Below are 16315 nucleotides of genomic sequence, written 5' to 3' on the forward strand. Positions count from 1 at the left end.
CCGCACGATAACTGGCCGCGCTTTTAGCGCGGCTTTTTTATGGGCTCAGGCATATCCAGCGACATCACGGACGGTAAACGGCTCGCCAGCGTGTCTATGGCCATTCTTACCCTCAGCGGCAGGTGCGGCGTCTGCTGCCAGACCGCATGGACGTCAAAATGGACATCCGGCGCCTGCTTCAGGAGCGGGACGAGCTTTCCCTGATGGATTTCTTTAACGGCCATCCAGCAGGGGAGCCAGGCAATGCCGTGCCCGGTCAGCGCCGCGTCGCAGATGGCCTGCAAATCATCCATATTGAGTGATGAACGGGGAGTAAAGCTGTGCGAGATCCCCTCATTATCCATCAGCTGCCAGGAGAGGACTCTGCCTGCGCGCAGATAGTTAATGGCCGTATGATGGGGTAAATCAGCCACGCTTTGCGGCTGGCCTTTCTTCTGCAGATAATCCGGCGCGGCACATAGCACCATGCGGTGTTCCCCCAGCTTTCTGGCGACCAGCACGCTGCTGTCCTGCAGCGTGCCGTTACGCACCGCCATATCAAACCCTTCCTCTACCAGATCTACCACGCGGTCGCTGAACGACATTTCAAGCTCAAGCCCGGGGTGTTCCTGCGCCAGTTCAATCAACAGCGGCGCGACGCACTGGCGACCAAAGAGCACCGGCATGGCAACACGCAGGCGGCCACTGACCTGCTGTTTCCCTGTTTCAAGCAGCGACTCTGCGCCCCGAATCTCCTCCAGCGCGCGCAGACAGCGCTCGTAGAACAGGGCGCCGTTATCGGTCAGCCGCTGGCTGCGTGTGGTGCGCTGAAAGAGCCGTACTCCGAGGCGTTCCTCAAGGCGAGCAATGCTTTTTCCCACCGCCGAGCGCGACAGGTGCAGGCGAACTGCGGCCTGTGCAAAGCTTCCTGCCTCCACGGCAGCGACAAAAACAGGAATATCTTTCAGCGTATCGGTCATGGATTGTATCCATTCAGGCATCAATAAAGAGAAAACTTATCGCCACTGGTGACGAAGAGTCAACGCTAGACTGTCGGTACTGAAGCTTATTTGATCGCAGGAGAGAGAAATGACAGAGACAATGCAACGCTGGACGATGAACGCCCTCGGGCGCGAGAGCCTCACACTCACTCAGGAGCCCATTCCACAGCCAGGCCCGGGTGAAGTACGCGTACGGGTGAATGCCGTTGCGCTCAACTATCGCGATAAAATGGTGATTGAAGGCACGATGCCGATTCCGCTTTCCTTCCCGTTTACCCCGGCGTCTGACATGGCGGGCGTCGTAGACAGCGTTGGTGAAGGCGTCACGCGTTTCCAGCCTGGCGCTCGCGTTATCTCAACCTTCTTCCCGGAGTGGATCGACGGTAAACCGCAGGCGGACGCGCGCAATTTGCCCTATAGAACGTCCGGTGGATACTTCCAGGGAATGCTGGCCGAGTATGTGATTGTGAAGGAAGACGCGCTGGCGGCATCGCCGGAAACCCTGGATGACGCAGAGGCCAGCACCTTACCCTGTGCAGGGCTTACCGCCTGGTTCGCGCTGGTGGAACGCGGCCAGCTGCGCGCCGGGCAATCGGTGCTGGTACAGGGGACGGGCGGCGTGGCGATTTTCGCCCTGCAAATTGCCAAGGCGCACGGCGCAGAGGTATTTGTCACCTCGGGGAGCGATGAAAAGCTGGCGTTGGCCAAAAAACTGGGGGCCAGCCAGGGCATCAACCGCCTGAGAGGCGACTGGGCTGAAAATACGCTGGCACTGACGCAGGATCGCGGTATCGACCATATTATTGAAACCGTGGGCGGGGAGAACCTGAAGCACTCCCTGCGCGCCGTTGCCGTTCATGGACGTATCTCGGTCATTGGCGTGCTGGCCGGCACTGACATTTCGCTCTCTGCTGGCGAACTGTTGCTGAAATCTCCCGTCATTCAGGGGATCGGCGTAGGACACCGCAGGGCGCTGGAAGATTTCGTCCGCGCTGTTGATGTCACCGGTCTGAAACCCGTGATTGAGCATCGCTACCGTTTTAACGAGCTTGAACAGGCACTTGAGCATCTGGATCGCGGTGCGTTTGGTAAAATCGTTCTCACTCGCGAGTAGGTCTTTATTCCCCGGGAGAAGCGTAAAAGGGGGCTTTTGTTGCGCAATATAGCTCTATTTTTGTGTGCTTAATCGCGTTAGCATGAGGCAGCACTCATTTATCCCGGGGAACTCATGGCTATCAAACTTATTGCAATCGATATGGACGGCACGCTGTTGCTGCCAGACCACACTATCTCTCCAGCCGTTAAGAACGCGATCGCCGCGGCACGCGCCAAGGGTGTGAATGTGGTCCTCACTACGGGGCGTCCGTATGCGGGCGTGCACAGCTACCTGAAAGAGCTGCACATGAATCAGCCTGGCGACTACTGCATCACCTATAACGGCGCGCTGGTACAGAAAGCCGCGGATGGCAGTACGGTTGCGCAAACCGCGCTGAGCTACGATGACTACCGGTTCCTGGAAAAACTGTCCCGTGAAGTGGGCTCCCACTTCCACGCCCTCGATCGCAATACGCTTTACACCGCCAACCGTGATATCAGCTACTACACGGTACATGAATCCTACGTGGCGACCATTCCGCTGGTGTTCTGTGAAGCCGAGAAAATGGATCCGGCCACCCAGTTCCTGAAAGTGATGATGATCGACGAGCCGGAGATCCTGGATAAAGCGATTGCGCGCATTCCGGCCGAGGTGAAAGAGAAATACACCGTGCTGAAAAGTGCGCCGTACTTCCTTGAAATCCTCGATAAACGCGTCAATAAAGGCACCGGCGTGAAATCGCTGGCCGACGCGCTGGGCATCAAGCCGGACGAAATCATGGCGCTGGGCGACCAGGAAAACGACATCGCGATGATTGAATTCGCGGGCATGGGCGTGGCGATGGATAACGCCATTCCGTCGGTGAAAGAAGTGGCTAATTTTGTCACCAAATCTAACCTCGAAGACGGCGTGGCTTACGCCATTGAGAAGTTTGTGCTGAACTAAACACCCGCTTGCTATACCCTGATGCGATAACAGCGCATCAGGGTATCCTCATGAAACAAATCACCTTCGCTTCCCGCAACCACCAGCTGACCAACATCAATACCTGGACGCCGGACAGCCAGTGGCTGGTCTATGACGTGCGCCCGTCAGGTGCATCGTTCACCGGAGAAACCATCGAGCGGGTCAACGTCGGCACGGGCGAGGTAGACGTGGTTTATCGCGCCACTGACGGCGCGCACGTTGGCGTGGTGACCGTTCATCCTGCGCAAGAGAAATACGTCTTTATCCACGGTCCGAAAAACCCGGATGCAGACTGGCACTACGATTTTCATCATCGTCAGGGGGTGATTGCGCATCACGGTCAGGTGAGCAACCTGGACGCGATGGATATCACTTCGCCATACACCCCTGGCGCGCTGCGCGGCGGCAGCCACGTCCATGTCTTCAGCCCGAACGGCCAGCTCGTCAGCTTTACCTATAACGACCACGTGCTGCACGTGCGCGATGCGAAGCTTGATTTACGCAACGTCGGCGTGGCGGCGCCTTATGGCCCGGTGAATCCGCCGGGAAACCATCCTCGTGAATACCCGGGGACTTACTGGAGCGTGCTGGTCAGCCGCACGACGCCCAACCCGCAGCCGGGCAGCGACGAGATTAACCGCGCCTATGAAGAGGGCTGGGTGGGCAACACCAGGCTGGTGTTTATCGGCGATACCCTTTCTGCGCAGGGCGAAAAAGTCCCGGAACTGTTTATCGTCGACCTGCCGGAAGACGAGCAGGGCTGGAAGCGTGCGGGCGATGCGCCGCTGCAGGGCACGGCAGAGACCCTGCCAGCCCCGCCTGCAGGGGTGAAGCAGCGTCGTTTGACCTTTACGCATCAGAGGGCCTATCCGGGTCTGGTGAACGTGCCGCGTCACTGGGTTCGCAGCAACCCGCAGGGAACGCAGATCGCGTTTCTGATGCGCGACGATAACGGCATTGTGCAGCTGTGGCTGATCTCGCCTGAGGGCGGCGAGCCGCGCCAGCTGACGCAGACCGCGAGCGGTATTCAGTCTGCGTTTAACTGGCATCCGGCGGGTGACCGACTGGGGTTTGTGCTCGAAAACCGGATCGCCTGCTGTGACGCGCAGACTGGAGAGGTGACGTTTTTGACGTCCGATCACGGCAATCCGCCGTCTGCTGATGCCGTCGTGTTTTCCCCGGACGGGCGCTTTATCGCGTGGATGGAAGAGACAGGAGGTTTCCGTCAACTTTGGTTAACGGAAACCGCGCAGAACTAGCGTGGAGGCATGTCAGCGGGCGGGATAACGGCGTTTGTCGCCAGATTCTCCTGCTCGCTTTTTTCTACCCGTGAGCGCACGGAGTTGTCCTTACGAAACATATCCCACGGCAGCAAAAGCGTATCCGCCACAGCCGTAAACGGCATATCCAGGATAACCAGGGATTTGGTGCCCCAGTTTGTATCGTCATCGGAGATCATCGCCGCGCTGGCGCGCGTCCCCGGATATGTTCCTTCTTTACCGCCGGTGTGAGACATCACGCTCGAACACCCGCAAAGTAAAACAACCCCGCTGAACGTCGTCAGCTTTATCAGAACATTTTTCATCATCACTCAGTCATCGTTAATGGCACTGCATAGACCTGCAACTCAGGGTTATAACGAGCCTTAACCAAAATGGATAGCCCGATAACCCCGCACTGTGGCAGCCATCGCAATTTAACCCTTTGTGCTGTTGTCCCAGTCTAAGCGAGATGCAGGAAAGTGCAAAAAAAAGTGCAGTCGTCGTGCTTGAAAAGCCCGGTTGCAGACCCATTTTAAGAATACGACCCGATAACGAACTCGCCTGATGGGTGTTCGGGGGGCGCAAAGGCCTGTCCATGGTGGAAGGCTTAATTTTCTCGCTGATTTCAGGAGTTTTATTTATGCGTAACTTCGATCTTTCTCCGCTATACCGTTCTGCAATTGGTTTTGACCGCCTGTTTAACCATTTAGAAAATAACCAAAGCCAGAGCAACGGCTACCCTCCATACAATGTTGAGCTGGTTGATGAAAACCACTACCGCATCGCCATTGCCGTCGCTGGTTTTGCAGAAAACGAACTGGAGATCACCGCGCAGGACAACCTGCTGGTGGTGAAAGGTTCCCATACGGCCGAGCAGAAAGAACGTACCTACCTTTACCAGGGCATCGCTGAGCGCAACTTTGAACGCAAGTTCCAGTTAGCCGAGAACATTCACGTGAAAGGCGCGAACCTGGTTAACGGCCTGCTGTTTATCGAACTGGAACGTGTGATTCCGGAAGAGAAAAAACCGCGTCGTATCGAAATTAACTAATTATGCGGGTCGCGCGAGCGGCCCATCCAGACTTGCTTGCCGTAACGGGAGCATATGCGAATCCATCCGGATTTGCAGGAACAACTGCGCACAAAATTAAACTGTGCCGAACTCGCTTCTCAGAAGGAGATTTAGTATGCGTAACTACGATTTATCCCCTTTACTTCGTCAGTGGATTGGTTTTGACAAACTGGCTAATGCCCTGCAAAACACCGCTGAGCAACAGACGTTTCCGCCGTACAACATCGAAAAAAGCGACGATAACCACTATCGCATCACCCTGGCGCTGGCCGGCTTCCGTCAGGAGGATCTGGATATCCAGCTCGAAGGCACGCGTCTGACCGTGAAAGGTACGCCAGAGAAACAAGAGACCGAGACCAAATGGCTGCATCAGGGGCTGGTTAATCAGCCGTTTAGCCTGAGCTTTACTCTGGCAGACCATATGGACGTCTCAGGCGCAACGTTTACCAACGGGCTGCTGCATATTGACCTGACCCGTAACGTACCGGAAGCCATCGCCCCGCAGCGTATCGCCATTAGCGACCGGCCGGCGTTAAACAGTTAACAAGCCCGCCGAACCTGTAAGTCGGGTAAGGCGCAGCCACCACCCGACATCGCTCACAGACCGCACAAGGCCCTGCCCCGGCAGGGCTTTTTTGTGCGCCATCGCCCATACAACCACCCACGGCTCTGAGAGAATCCTTAGCATAACTAAGGTTATGCCAAGGAAGTGGATCATGAGTGATATCGCGTTAACCGTCAGCGTGTTGGCCCTGGTCGCTGTTGTTGGCCTGTGGATAGGGAATATCAAAATCCGCGGCGTCGGGTTTGGGATAGGCGGGGTGCTGTTTGGCGGCATTTTTGTCGGCCACTTTGCCGACCAGCTCGGGCTGGTGCTGAGCGCCGAAATGCTCCACTTTACTCAGGAATTCGGCCTGATCCTGTTCGTCTATACCATCGGGATTCAGGTGGGGCCGGGTTTTTTCGCCTCTCTTCGTGTCTCCGGCTTACGGCTCAACCTGTTTGCCCTCGGCATTGTGGTGATGGGCGGGCTGGTCACCGCCATTTTGCATAAGATCTTTGCTATTCCTCTGCCCGTAGTGCTGGGCATTTTCTCCGGGGCGGTCACCAACACGCCCGCGCTCGGTGCGGGCCAGCAAATCCTGCGCGATTTGGGCATCGAACCCGGCATCGTCGACCAGATGGGGATGAGCTACGCCATGGCCTATCCGTTTGGCATTTGCGGCATTCTGCTCTCCATGTGGCTGGTCCGCGTCCTGTTTCGCATTAACGTCGATAAAGAGGCAAAGGACCACGAAACCACGCTTACCAACGGCCATATGCCGATCAAAACCATCAACATTCGGGTTGATAACCCCAACCTGAACAATATGGCGATTCAGGACGTGCCGATCCTGAACAGCGCCAATATTATCTGCTCCCGCCTTAAGCGCGACGATATGCTGATGGTGCCCGCGCCCGGCACCATCATTCAGCAAGGCGATCTGTTGCACCTGGTTGGCCAGCCCGGCGATTTGAACAATGCCCGTCTGGTGATTGGTCAGGAAGTGGATACCTCGCTCTCCACGCGCGGCACCGATATGCGGGTGGAGCGCGTTGTGGTGACTAACGAGCACGTACTGGGTAAAAAAATACGCGATCTGCAGGTAAAAGAGCGCTATGACGTGGTGATCTCCCGCCTCAACCGTGCGGGTGTCGAGCTTGTCGCCAGCCCCGAGGCCAGCCTGCAGTTCGGGGATATCCTCAACCTGGTGGGTCGCCCCTCGTCCATCGACGCCGTGGCGGATATGGTGGGTAACGCCCAGCAGAAACTGCAGCAGGTGCAGATGCTGCCGGTGTTCATCGGTATTGGGCTTGGCGTACTCCTTGGCTCCATCCCGCTTTACGTGCCGGGCTTCCCGGTGGCGCTCAAGCTGGGCCTGGCGGGCGGGCCGCTGATTATGGCGCTGATCCTCGGGCGTATCGGCTGCATCGGTAAGCTCTACTGGTTTATGCCGCCGAGCGCCAACCTGGCGCTGCGCGAGCTGGGCATCGTGCTGTTCCTGGCGGTGGTCGGGCTGAAGTCTGGCGGGGATTTCGTCGATACGCTGGTCAAAGGCGAAGGGATGAGCTGGGTCGGCTACGGCATCTTTATCACGGCGATTCCGTTGCTGACGGTAGGCATACTGGCGCGGATGTTCGCCAAAATGAACTACCTGACGCTGTGCGGCATGCTGGCGGGCTCCATGACCGATCCGCCCGCGCTGGCCTTTGCCAACAACCTGCACACCACCAGCGGCGCGGCAGCGCTCTCCTATGCCACCGTCTACCCGCTGGTGATGTTCCTGCGCATCATTACGCCGCAGCTACTGGCGGTGCTGTTCTGGGGGATGGGCTAGCAGGTCGTCCGGGTGGATGCGCCGCAGATGGTAGTCTACCTGGTAATCACTGGTATTTCGGAACATCACGGAATAATTGAGGAACTCGCCGCTGTCGCTGTAGGATAGGGAGGTGATACGCAGCAGCGGCGTCTGTTCCGGCAGGTTCATATAACCCGCCAGCTGCTTATCGGCCAGCACCGGCGTCAGGCTCTCGTAGTTGCCGCTGATGGTGATCCCGCACTCCTTCTCGATGTAATCAAACTTTGACCCTTCAAGATGCGCCAGCGACAGATTGCGAAACAGCTTCACCGGCATAAAACTGTCCTCCAGCATCAGCGGCTTTCCGTCCACGTAGCGCACCCGTCGGGAAAAGTAGATCCGCTCATCCACCTGAATTCGCAGCTGGCTGGCGATGGCGGGCGGGGCGGGCATCACTTCGAACTGCAGCACCTTGCTCTGCACCTCTTTTCCCTGCTGACGCAACACTTCCACCAGCCCGGTCAGGTTGGTGGTTTCGTGGTGAACGTCTTTGCGTGACACAAACGTGCCGCTGCCGTGCCGCCGTTCAACCAGCCCCCAGCTCACCAGCAGATCCAGCGCCTTGCGGATGGTCATTCGCGCCACGCCGAACTCCTGCGCCAGCGCTTTCTCGCCCGGCAGCGGACTGCCGATATTGTAGTCCGACGAATTCAGCCGCAGCCGCAATCTGTCAGCAATGGATTTGTAGATCACCAGTAGACCTCTCTGCCCTTATCAGGGCGTGGATGGCGTCCTGACATGTCCATATTTACCGCAAAAAGTAGACCTGATTGGTCAAAATAAAACCATGAATGCGATCACGAATCGCAGCGGCACGCCATGTTCGCGCATCAGTAAGTTCTTATGCTCACCTCAGGCCAGCAAAAAACCATAAAGGCCTCTACCCCTACAGGTTGTTTCATGAGGATTTAAAAATGCTCAGTCAAATACAACGTTTTGGCGGTGCCATGTTTACCCCTGTGTTGCTGTTTCCGTTCGCCGGGATCGTGGTGGGAATCGCCATCATGCTTCGCAACCCGCTGTTTGTCGGCGAAGCCTTAACGGCCCCCGATCATCTTTTCGCGCAGATTGTTCACATCATTGAAGAGGGCGGCTGGGCGGTGTTCCGCAATATGCCGTTGATTTTTGCCGTCGGCCTGCCGATTGGCCTGGCGAAGCAGGCCCAGGGCCGCGCTTGTCTGGCGGTGCTGATTAGCTTCCTGACCTGGAACTATTTCATCAACTCGATGGGGATGACCTGGGGCCACTTCTTTGGCGTCGACTTCTCCGCCGAACCGACGGCCGGAAGCGGGCTGGCGATGATTGCCGGCATCAAAACGCTCGATACCAGCATCATCGGCGCTATCGTGATTTCAGGCATCGTTACCGCCATCCACAACCGCTATTTTGACAAGCCGCTGCCGGTGTTTCTGGGGATTTTCCAGGGCAGCTCGTTTGTCGTTATCCTCGCGTTCTTCGTCATGATCCCCTGCGCCTGGCTGACGCTGCTGGGCTGGCCGAAAGTGCAGATGGGCATTGAGTCTCTGCAGGCGTTCCTGCGCTCTGCCGGGGCGCTGGGCGTGTGGGTCTATACCTTCCTTGAACGCATTCTGATCCCAACCGGATTGCACCACTTCGTCTACGGTCCGTTCATCTTCGGCCCGGCGGCGGTTGAGGGTGGGATTCAGGTCTACTGGGCGCAGCATCTGCAGGAATTCAGCCAGAGCACCCTGCCGCTGAAAACCCTCTTCCCGGAAGGCGGCTTCGCCCTGCACGGTAACTCAAAAGTGTTCGGTTCGGTCGGGATTGCGCTGGCGATCTGGTACACCGCGTCGCCGGAAAACCGCGTCAAGGTCGCGGGGCTGCTGGTCCCGGCCACGCTTACCGCGGTGCTGGTGGGCATTACCGAACCGCTCGAATTCACCTTCCTGTTTATCTCGCCGCTGCTGTTTGCCGTTCACGCCGTGCTGGCGGCGACCATGGCGACGGTGATGTATACCTTCGGCGTGGTCGGGAACATGGGCGGCGGCCTGCTGGACCAGTTCCTGCCGCAAAACTGGATCCCGATGTTCCATAACCACGCCGCGACGGTCTTTACCCAGATCGGCATTGGCGTCTGCTTCACCGGAATTTACTTCGTGGTTTTCAAAACGCTGATTGCACGCCTGAACCTGAAAACCCCGGGCCGGGAGGAGAGCGAAATCAAGCTCTACAGCAAGGCCGACTATAAGGCGGCGCGCGGGCAAACCACCGCCCCGGCCGCGGCCAGCCAGCAGGTCGGGCAGGCCGCCGGATTCCTGCAGGCGCTCGGCGGCGCGGCCAACATCGAAAGCATCAACAACTGCGCCACCCGCCTGCGCATCGCCCTGGTCGATATGGCGAAAACGCAAAGCGATGACGTCTTCAAAGCCCTCGGCGCCCACGGCGTGGTGCGACGCGGTAACGGCATTCAGGTGATTGTCGGCCTGCACGTTCCTCAGGTGCGCGACCAGCTGGAATCGCTGATGAAAACCCCCTTAACGAATGAACAAACCACCCTGACAGAGGCTATATCATGAAAAAATTCTCAGTTGTCATTGCAGGCGGCGGCAGCACCTTTACGCCTGGTATCGTCCTGATGCTGTTAGCCAACCGTGACCGTTTCCCGCTGCGCGCCCTGAAGTTCTATGACAACGACGGCGCGCGTCAGGAGACCATCGCCGAAGCGTGCAAAATCATCCTTAAGGAGCAGGCCCCGGAGATTGAATTCAGCTACACCACCGATCCGAAAGCGGCCTTTAGCGATGTCGATTTCGTGATGGCGCATATCCGCGTGGGCAAATACCCGATGCGCGAAAAAGATGAAAAAATCCCGCTGCGCCACGGCGTGCTGGGCCAGGAAACCTGCGGCCCGGGCGGGATTGCCTACGGCATGCGCTCTATCGGCGGCGTGCTGGAGCTGGTGGATTACATGGAGCAGTACTCTCCGAACGCGTGGATGCTGAACTACTCCAACCCGGCGGCGATTGTCGCGGAAGCCACGCGCCGCCTGCGTCCGAACGCCAAAATCCTCAACATCTGCGATATGCCGATCGGCATCGAAGGGCGCATGGCACAGATTGTCGGCCTGAAAGACCGCAAAGAGATGCGCGTGCGCTACTACGGCCTGAACCATTTCGGCTGGTGGACGTCAATTGAAGACCTGAACGGCAACGATCTGATGCCGAAGCTGCGCGAATACGTGGCGAAAAACGGTTATGTTCCGCCTTCTGACAACGCTCACACCGAGGCGAGCTGGAACGATACGTTCGCTAAAGCAAAAGACGTGCAGGCGCTGGATCCGGATACCATGCCGAACACCTACCTGAAGTATTATCTCTTCCCGGACTACGTAGTCGTGCATTCCAACCCGGAACGCACTCGCGCCAATGAGGTCATGGATCACCGTGAGAAGCACGTGTTCAGTTCCTGCCGGGCGATTATCGAGGCGGGCAAATCCTCCGCCGGTGAGCTGGAAATCGACGAACATGCGTCGTACATCGTCGATCTGGCGACCGCCATTGCCTTTAACACCCAGGAGCGGATGCTGCTGATTGTGCCAAACAACGGGGCCATCCATAACTTTGATGCCGATGCGATGGTGGAAATTCCTTGCCTGGTGGGCCATAACGGACCGGAGCCGCTCACGGTGGGCGATATTCCGCACTTCCAGAAAGGGCTGATGAGCCAGCAGGTGGCGGTGGAAAAACTGGTGGTGGATGCCTGGGAGCAGCGCTCGTATCAGAAACTCTGGCAGGCGATTACCCTGTCGAAAACCGTGCCGAGCGCGTCTGTTGCGAAAGCGATTCTGGATGACCTGATCGAGGCCAACAAGGATTTCTGGCCAGAGCTGCACTGATCGTCCTGACCGGCATCGCCCGATGCCGGTCTCCTTGTCCTTGTCGATTTACGCTATGCTGAAGCCTGCCCGTTGCACGACAAGGAACCTTCATGAAAATTTCCCGCCTCGGCGAAGCGCCGGACTACCGCTTCTCGCTGGCTAATGAACGCACGTTTTTAGCGTGGATCCGCACCGCGCTGGGATTCCTTGCCGCCGGGGTGGGGCTCGACCAGCTCGCGCCTGATTTCGCCACGCCGCTGATTCGCGAGGTGCTGGCGCTGCTGCTGTGCCTGTTCGCGGGCGTGCTGGCGATTTACGGCTACCTGCGCTGGCTGCGCAATGAAAAAGCGATGCGTCTGAAGCAGGATCTGCCCTATACGCGTGGGTTACTCATCATCAGCGCGATTTTGTTGGCGGTGGCGGGCGTGGTGATGGTGCTGGTGTTCTATGGCGGATAGCCGCAAAGCGCGACGCGAAGCGGACCCCGGCCTGCAGCCGGAGCGGACGTCACTCGCCTGGCTGCGCACGCTGCTGGGGTATGGTGCGCTGATTGCCCTGGCGATTAAGCACAACTGGCACCGCACCGGGGTGCCGTTCTGGATCTCGCTTGTTGTGCTGGCGCTGGTGGCGATCGTTTTATGGCGCTATACCCGCAGTCGTAACCTGATGGACGTGGCAAAAGAGGATGTTGTGCAGCCGAAGGCGGTGCGGGATAAGTTCCTGATCGCCCTGGCCGTGCTGTCTCTGTCTTTACTCTTCGCAGTGACTCACATTCAGCAAATTGTGAGCTTATAAAGCCCGGTGGCGGCTACGCCTTACCGGGCCTACAACTGCCGCGAACCGTAGGCCGGGTAAGGCGCAGCCGCCACCCGGCATAATTACTTCCCTTTCGCCAGATACTTCGCCATCTCGTCTTCCGGCACCATGCCGCCGCCGGTCGCCCACACCAGGTGGGTAACGCTGGCATCTGAAGGCACGCGCAGCGGTCCGGCCATGCCCGCCAGCGCGGACGGTTCCAGCCGAATGCCTTCCTCCTGCGCCAGCCAGCCGAGCATGTCGTACATGCTCTGATCGGAAAGCGTATAGAACCCGTCAAGCAGGCGCTCCATGGCGCGGCCCACGAAGCCAGACGCGCGTCCTACCGCCAGCCCGTCCGCTGCCGTTACGTTATCAATGCCCAGGTCCTGTACGGCAATCTCGTCGTGCAGGCCGGTGTAGACGCCCAGCAGCATGCACGGGGAGTGCGTGGGCTCCGCGAAGAAGCAGTGGACGTTGTCACCAAAGGCCAGCTTCAGGCCAAACGCCACGCCGCCAGGGCCGCCGCCGACGCCGCACGGCAGATAGACGTACAGCGGATGATCGGCATCCACCACGCGGCCCTGTGCGGCAAACTGCGCCTTTAGCCGCTCGCCTGCCACCGCGTAGCCCAGGAACAGGGTGCGGGAGTTTTCATCGTCAATGAAGAAACAGTTCGGATCGCTTTCTGCCGCTTTGCGTCCCTGCTCCACCGCCACGCCGTAATCCTGCTCATATTCCACGACGATGACGCCGTGGCTGCGCAGTTTGGCTTTCTTCCACTCGCGGGCGTCGGCGGACATATGCACCGTCACCTTAAAGCCGATGCGGGCGCTCATGATACCGATGGACATCCCCAGGTTGCCGGTTGAGCCTACCGCAATGCTGTACTGGCTGAAGAAGTCCTTAAAGCGCGGCTCCAGCAGGATGCTGTAGTCATCCTCAACGCTCAGTAATCCGGCGTCCAGAGCCAGTTTTTCCGCGTGGGTCAGCACCTCATAGATACCGCCGCGCGCTTTAATCGAGCCGGAAATCGGCAGATGGCTGTCTTTTTTCAGCAGCAGCGTGCCGGGAATAGACTTAGCAGATTCTTTCTCCAGCCGCGCCTGCATTGCCGGAATGGCGACCAGTTCGGATTCAATAATCCCACCCGTTGCCGCCGTCTCCGGGAAGGCTTTCGCCAGATACGGCGCGAAGCGGTTGAGTCGCGCATGGGCGTCGTCCACGTCGGCTTTGGTCAGCCCGACATAGGGCAGCCCTTCCGCTAGCGTGGTGGTGCGCGGGTTAAGCCAGGTGGTTTCTTTCAGGGCAATCAGATCCTCAACAAGAGGAAACTGTGCGGTTAAAGTGGTGATAGTTGCGTTTTCCATAATACGTCTCTTCGCGCTCAGATAATGAAAGAAAGCAGGAATGTGCCGCCAAGTGCAAGCACCGAGGCGATAAACGTCGCCGTCGTATAGTATTTGAAGGTCTCATTCAGGGTCGCGCCGCAGTATTGCTTCACCAGCCAGAAGAGGGAGTCGGTGACGATCGTGCAGCCAATTGCGCCGGAACCGATGGCAATGGTGATGATCTCCGGACTGACGTTCGGGTAGAGCGGCAGCATCGGCGCGACGATGGCCGTGGCGCCCATCATCGCGACCGTGGCGGAGCCAACGGCGGCATGCAGCACCAGCGCCACCAGCCAGGCCAGCAGAATAGGGTGCATGTGCAGGTTCGAGAGAATATGCGCCAGCGAGTCCGCCAGTCCGCTGGTTTTCAGGATGGCGTTGAACGCGCCGCCCGCGCCGATAATCAGCAAAATGTTGGCGATAGAGCCAAAGCCGTGCTCCGTATGGGTCAGCATCGCGCCCATGCCCATATGCTGGCGGATGCCCAGCAGGTAGTAGGCGACAAACACGGCGATAAACATGGAGGTGATGGGGTTGCCGATAAACTCCAGCAGCGTATACAGCGTGCCGTCTTTTGCCATATTCAGTTCGGCGATGGTCTTCACCAGCATCAGGGCAATCGGCAGCAGCACCGTAAACAGCGTAGCGCCCAGCGACGGCAGGGTATGCTCCTCCCGCACCTTCAGGTCTGAAAATTCCGCCGGAACGGGTTTAAACGGCAGACGATTGCCGAGCAGTTTCAGGAACAGCGGGCCGCCGACCAGAGAGGCCATCAGGCCCACCAGCAGGCCGTAGACGATCACCGTCCCGACGTCCGCCCCTAATTTATTGGTCACAAACAGCGCAGCCGGATGCGGCGGCACCACGCAGTGCACCGCCATCAGCGCGGTACAGAGCGGAATGGCCAGCTTGAGCAGCGACGTGTGGGTCTTTTTGGCGATGGAAAACGCCAGTGGGATCAGCAGGACCACGCCCACTTCCACGAACAGCGTAATGCCGCAGATCAGGCCCACCAGCACCATAATCACGTCTGCTGACAGCCAGCGGCAGCGCTGCAGGGCGATCCCGATGCGCTCTGCCGCGCCGGAAACCTCCATCATCTTGCCGAGAATGGTCCCAAGACCAATCACGGCCGCCAGGAAGCCCAGCGTGCCGCCAATCCCGCTCTCAATGGCGTTTACCATATCCAGCGGGCTCATTCCCATCATTGCGCCGACGAAAAAGCTCGCCAGCAGCAGCGCGAGGAACGGGTGAAACTTCAGTTTTACGATGGTTAAAACAATCAACACAATGCTGACCAGCAGCGTTGCCACAACCCAGACCTGAGATCCCATATCTCACCTCACCCTTATGTCATCTGGGGGTATTGGACGAAAAAGCGGCGTGGGCTGACAAACGATATAAATTGGCGTTCAGGTGAGCCAGATTGAATCAACTGAGTGACTGCGCTCTAAAAAACGCACTTAACTCGCATTAGGTTCACATAAATTCACCCTTAAACGGTATGCTGAGCGCAGAAACCACGCGTGAGAATTGTGATGACCGATGCAAATGAAGCCAGAAACCGGCTGCTCAACGGCTGGCAACTGTCGAAAATGTACACCTTTGAAGTGGCGGCCCGGCATGAATCCTTCGCGCTGGCGGCGGAGGAACTGTCGCTTAGCCCCAGCGCGGTGAGCCACCGCATTAATCTGCTGGAAGAGGAGCTGGGTATTCAGCTGTTTGTCCGTTCGCACCGTAAAGTCGAGCTGACGCAGGAGGGAAAGCGCGTTTACTGGACGCTAAAATCGTCCCTCGACACCCTAAATCAGGAGATCCTGGACATCAAAAACCAGGCGCTGTCCGGCACGCTGACGGTCTACTCCCGGCCGTCGATCGCTCAGTGCTGGCTGGTACCGATGCTGGGCGACTTTACCCGCCGCTATCCGTCGATTTCGCTCACCATCCTGACCGGCAATGATTACGTCAATATGCAGCGAACGGGCGTCGATCTGGCGCTCTATTTCGACGATACGCCGCCAAACCATCTGTCTCACCACTTCCTGATGGACGAAGAGATTTTGCCCGTCTGCTCGCCGCAGTATGCCCGCGAGCATGAGCTGTTGAAAAACCCCGATAACCTCAGCCACTGCACGCTGCTGCATGACCGTCAGGCCTGGAGTAATGATTCCGGTACGGATGAGTGGCTGAGCTGGGCGCAGCACTTTGCGGTGAATATGCCGCCATCGTCTGGCATTGGTTTCGATCGTTCCGATTTGGCGATCATTGCGGCCATCAACCACGTCGGCGTCGCGATGGGCAGAAAGCGGCTGGTGCAAAAACGGCTTGAACGGGGCGAACTGATCGCTCCGTTTGGTGACAAGACCCTGAAATGTCATCAGCACTACTATATTTCGACGCTTTCTGGCCGTCAGTGGCCGAAAATTGACGCCTTTATCGGCTGGCTGAGAGAACTGGCAGGTTGAAGAATTATTACGCTTTCGCGCTACACCAAATGTGAAAAAGCGTGCTAAATA

At 58.0% G+C, this 16315-nt stretch carries 16 protein-coding genes and 1 other annotated feature; of the genes, 11 read left to right on the forward strand and 5 right to left on the reverse strand.

From position 1 onward, the window contains the following. Positions 1-23 precede the first annotated feature (23 nt). Positions 24-959, reverse strand: a complete 936-nt coding sequence (locus tag ACMGGQ_RS21095) for a LysR family transcriptional regulator (RefSeq protein WP_262752668.1) — start codon at positions 957-959, stop codon at positions 24-26. Between the two features lie 109 nt (positions 960-1068). Here ACMGGQ_RS21095 and ACMGGQ_RS21100 point away from each other — a divergent pair, with 109 nt between their 5' ends. The 3 genes from ACMGGQ_RS21100 (at position 1069) to ACMGGQ_RS21110 (ending at position 4301) form a co-directional block, all read left to right on the forward strand. Next, entirely contained in the window at positions 1069-2094 is a 1026-nt protein-coding gene (locus tag ACMGGQ_RS21100) for a zinc-dependent alcohol dehydrogenase family protein (RefSeq protein WP_252077998.1), read from the forward strand. Positions 2095-2208: 114 nt separating this feature from the next. Further along, complete coding sequence (gene yidA, locus ACMGGQ_RS21105; protein WP_008500165.1) at positions 2209-3021, forward strand: sugar-phosphatase; 813 nt, start codon at positions 2209-2211, stop codon at positions 3019-3021. A gap of 50 nt (positions 3022-3071) precedes the next feature. Beyond that, positions 3072-4301, forward strand: coding sequence for a DUF3748 domain-containing protein (locus ACMGGQ_RS21110; RefSeq protein ID WP_420290461.1), 1230 nt, complete (start codon positions 3072-3074; stop codon positions 4299-4301). Here ACMGGQ_RS21110 and ACMGGQ_RS21115 read toward each other — a convergent pair. Then, positions 4298-4630 (reverse strand): YceK/YidQ family lipoprotein, encoded by a 333-nt coding sequence (locus ACMGGQ_RS21115; protein ID WP_032662055.1) that lies wholly within the window; start codon positions 4628-4630, stop codon positions 4298-4300. The two genes, ACMGGQ_RS21110 and ACMGGQ_RS21115, sit on opposite strands and share 4 nt — an antisense overlap. Before the next feature lie 249 nt (positions 4631-4879). Next, positions 4880-4951: a sequence feature (ROSE (Repression Of Heat Shock gene Expression) occurs in the 5'-region of heat shock genes and acts as an RNA thermometer to modulate expression.), on the forward strand. On the opposite strand from ACMGGQ_RS21115, the gene ibpA reads away from it, so the two are divergent. The 3 genes from ibpA (at position 4945) to ACMGGQ_RS21130 (ending at position 7754) form a co-directional block, all read left to right on the forward strand. Next, entirely contained in the window at positions 4945-5355 is a 411-nt protein-coding gene (ibpA, locus tag ACMGGQ_RS21120; RefSeq protein WP_008500162.1) for a small heat shock chaperone IbpA, read from the forward strand. (Overlaps the previous feature by 7 nt.) Before the next feature lie 136 nt (positions 5356-5491). Continuing rightward, a complete protein-coding gene (ibpB, locus tag ACMGGQ_RS21125; RefSeq protein WP_008500161.1) occupies positions 5492-5920 on the forward strand; it encodes a small heat shock chaperone IbpB in 429 nt (142 codons plus the stop codon). Between the two features lie 172 nt (positions 5921-6092). Then, positions 6093-7754, forward strand: a complete 1662-nt coding sequence (locus ACMGGQ_RS21130) for a putative transporter (RefSeq protein WP_023618234.1) — start codon at positions 6093-6095, stop codon at positions 7752-7754. Here ACMGGQ_RS21130 and ACMGGQ_RS21135 read toward each other — a convergent pair. Continuing rightward, positions 7722-8468 (reverse strand): GntR family transcriptional regulator, encoded by a 747-nt coding sequence (locus ACMGGQ_RS21135; RefSeq protein ID WP_023618235.1) that lies wholly within the window; start codon positions 8466-8468, stop codon positions 7722-7724. The genes ACMGGQ_RS21130 and ACMGGQ_RS21135 overlap by 33 nt on opposite strands. Before the next feature lie 221 nt (positions 8469-8689). Here ACMGGQ_RS21135 and ACMGGQ_RS21140 point away from each other — a divergent pair, with 221 nt between their 5' ends. The 4 genes from ACMGGQ_RS21140 (at position 8690) to ACMGGQ_RS21155 (ending at position 12408) form a co-directional block, all read left to right on the forward strand. Further along, positions 8690-10312, forward strand: a complete 1623-nt coding sequence (locus ACMGGQ_RS21140; RefSeq protein WP_420290462.1) for an alpha-glucoside-specific PTS transporter subunit IIBC — start codon at positions 8690-8692, stop codon at positions 10310-10312. Next, positions 10309-11631, forward strand: a complete 1323-nt coding sequence (locus ACMGGQ_RS21145) for a 6-phospho-alpha-glucosidase (RefSeq protein WP_420290463.1) — start codon at positions 10309-10311, stop codon at positions 11629-11631. The genes ACMGGQ_RS21140 and ACMGGQ_RS21145 overlap by 4 nt, the downstream gene beginning before the upstream one ends. A gap of 92 nt (positions 11632-11723) precedes the next feature. Beyond that, entirely contained in the window at positions 11724-12071 is a 348-nt protein-coding gene (locus tag ACMGGQ_RS21150; protein WP_024907384.1) for a YidH family protein, read from the forward strand. Then, positions 12061-12408: a DUF202 domain-containing protein gene (locus ACMGGQ_RS21155; RefSeq protein ID WP_048030328.1), complete on the forward strand. Its 348-nt coding sequence runs from the start codon at positions 12061-12063 to the stop codon at positions 12406-12408. Before ACMGGQ_RS21150 ends, ACMGGQ_RS21155 begins: the two co-directional genes overlap by 11 nt. An 83-nt stretch (positions 12409-12491) precedes the next feature. On the opposite strand, the gene dsdA is transcribed toward ACMGGQ_RS21155, so the two are convergent. After that, positions 12492-13778, reverse strand: coding sequence for a D-serine ammonia-lyase (gene dsdA, locus ACMGGQ_RS21160; RefSeq protein WP_048030329.1), 1287 nt, complete (start codon positions 13776-13778; stop codon positions 12492-12494). Between the two features lie 17 nt (positions 13779-13795). Next, the gene (gene dsdX, locus ACMGGQ_RS21165) at positions 13796-15133 is read right to left on the reverse strand and encodes a D-serine transporter DsdX (RefSeq protein ID WP_420290464.1); all 1338 of its coding nucleotides are present in this window, start codon (positions 15131-15133) and stop codon (positions 13796-13798) included. 204 nt (positions 15134-15337) lie between these two features. Here dsdX and dsdC point away from each other — a divergent pair, with 204 nt between their 5' ends. After that, a complete protein-coding gene (gene dsdC / locus ACMGGQ_RS21170) occupies positions 15338-16264 on the forward strand; it encodes a DNA-binding transcriptional regulator DsdC (protein WP_032675690.1) in 927 nt (308 codons plus the stop codon). The last annotated feature ends 51 nt before the right edge of the window (positions 16265-16315 follow it).

The sequence above is a fragment of the Enterobacter sp. BNK-13 genome, from assembly GCF_048685015.1.
Taxonomy (GTDB): domain Bacteria; phylum Pseudomonadota; class Gammaproteobacteria; order Enterobacterales; family Enterobacteriaceae; genus Enterobacter; species Enterobacter quasiroggenkampii.

What these genes read in the sequence shown, in the direction of transcription:
- ACMGGQ_RS21095 (WP_262752668.1), bottom strand. Translation starts at nt 959, where the DNA reads ATGACCGATACGCTGAAAGATATTCCTGTTTTTGTCGCTGCCGTGGAG.
- ACMGGQ_RS21100 (WP_252077998.1), top strand. Translation starts at nt 1,069, where the DNA reads ATGACAGAGACAATGCAACGCTGGACGATGAACGCCCTCGGGCGCGAG.
- yidA (WP_008500165.1), top strand. Translation starts at nt 2,209, where the DNA reads ATGGCTATCAAACTTATTGCAATCGATATGGACGGCACGCTGTTGCTG.
- ACMGGQ_RS21110 (WP_420290461.1), top strand. Translation starts at nt 3,072, where the DNA reads ATGAAACAAATCACCTTCGCTTCCCGCAACCACCAGCTGACCAACATC.
- ACMGGQ_RS21115 (WP_032662055.1), bottom strand. Translation starts at nt 4,630, where the DNA reads ATGATGAAAAATGTTCTGATAAAGCTGACGACGTTCAGCGGGGTTGTT.
- ibpA (WP_008500162.1), top strand. Translation starts at nt 4,945, where the DNA reads ATGCGTAACTTCGATCTTTCTCCGCTATACCGTTCTGCAATTGGTTTT.
- ibpB (WP_008500161.1), top strand. Translation starts at nt 5,492, where the DNA reads ATGCGTAACTACGATTTATCCCCTTTACTTCGTCAGTGGATTGGTTTT.
- ACMGGQ_RS21130 (WP_023618234.1), top strand. Translation starts at nt 6,093, where the DNA reads ATGAGTGATATCGCGTTAACCGTCAGCGTGTTGGCCCTGGTCGCTGTT.
- ACMGGQ_RS21140 (WP_420290462.1), top strand. Translation starts at nt 8,690, where the DNA reads ATGCTCAGTCAAATACAACGTTTTGGCGGTGCCATGTTTACCCCTGTG.
- ACMGGQ_RS21145 (WP_420290463.1), top strand. Translation starts at nt 10,309, where the DNA reads ATGAAAAAATTCTCAGTTGTCATTGCAGGCGGCGGCAGCACCTTTACG.
- ACMGGQ_RS21150 (WP_024907384.1), top strand. Translation starts at nt 11,724, where the DNA reads ATGAAAATTTCCCGCCTCGGCGAAGCGCCGGACTACCGCTTCTCGCTG.
- ACMGGQ_RS21155 (WP_048030328.1), top strand. Translation starts at nt 12,061, where the DNA reads ATGGCGGATAGCCGCAAAGCGCGACGCGAAGCGGACCCCGGCCTGCAG.
- dsdA (WP_048030329.1), bottom strand. Translation starts at nt 13,778, where the DNA reads ATGGAAAACGCAACTATCACCACTTTAACCGCACAGTTTCCTCTTGTT.
- dsdX (WP_420290464.1), bottom strand. Translation starts at nt 15,133, where the DNA reads ATGGGATCTCAGGTCTGGGTTGTGGCAACGCTGCTGGTCAGCATTGTG.
- dsdC (WP_032675690.1), top strand. Translation starts at nt 15,338, where the DNA reads ATGACCGATGCAAATGAAGCCAGAAACCGGCTGCTCAACGGCTGGCAA.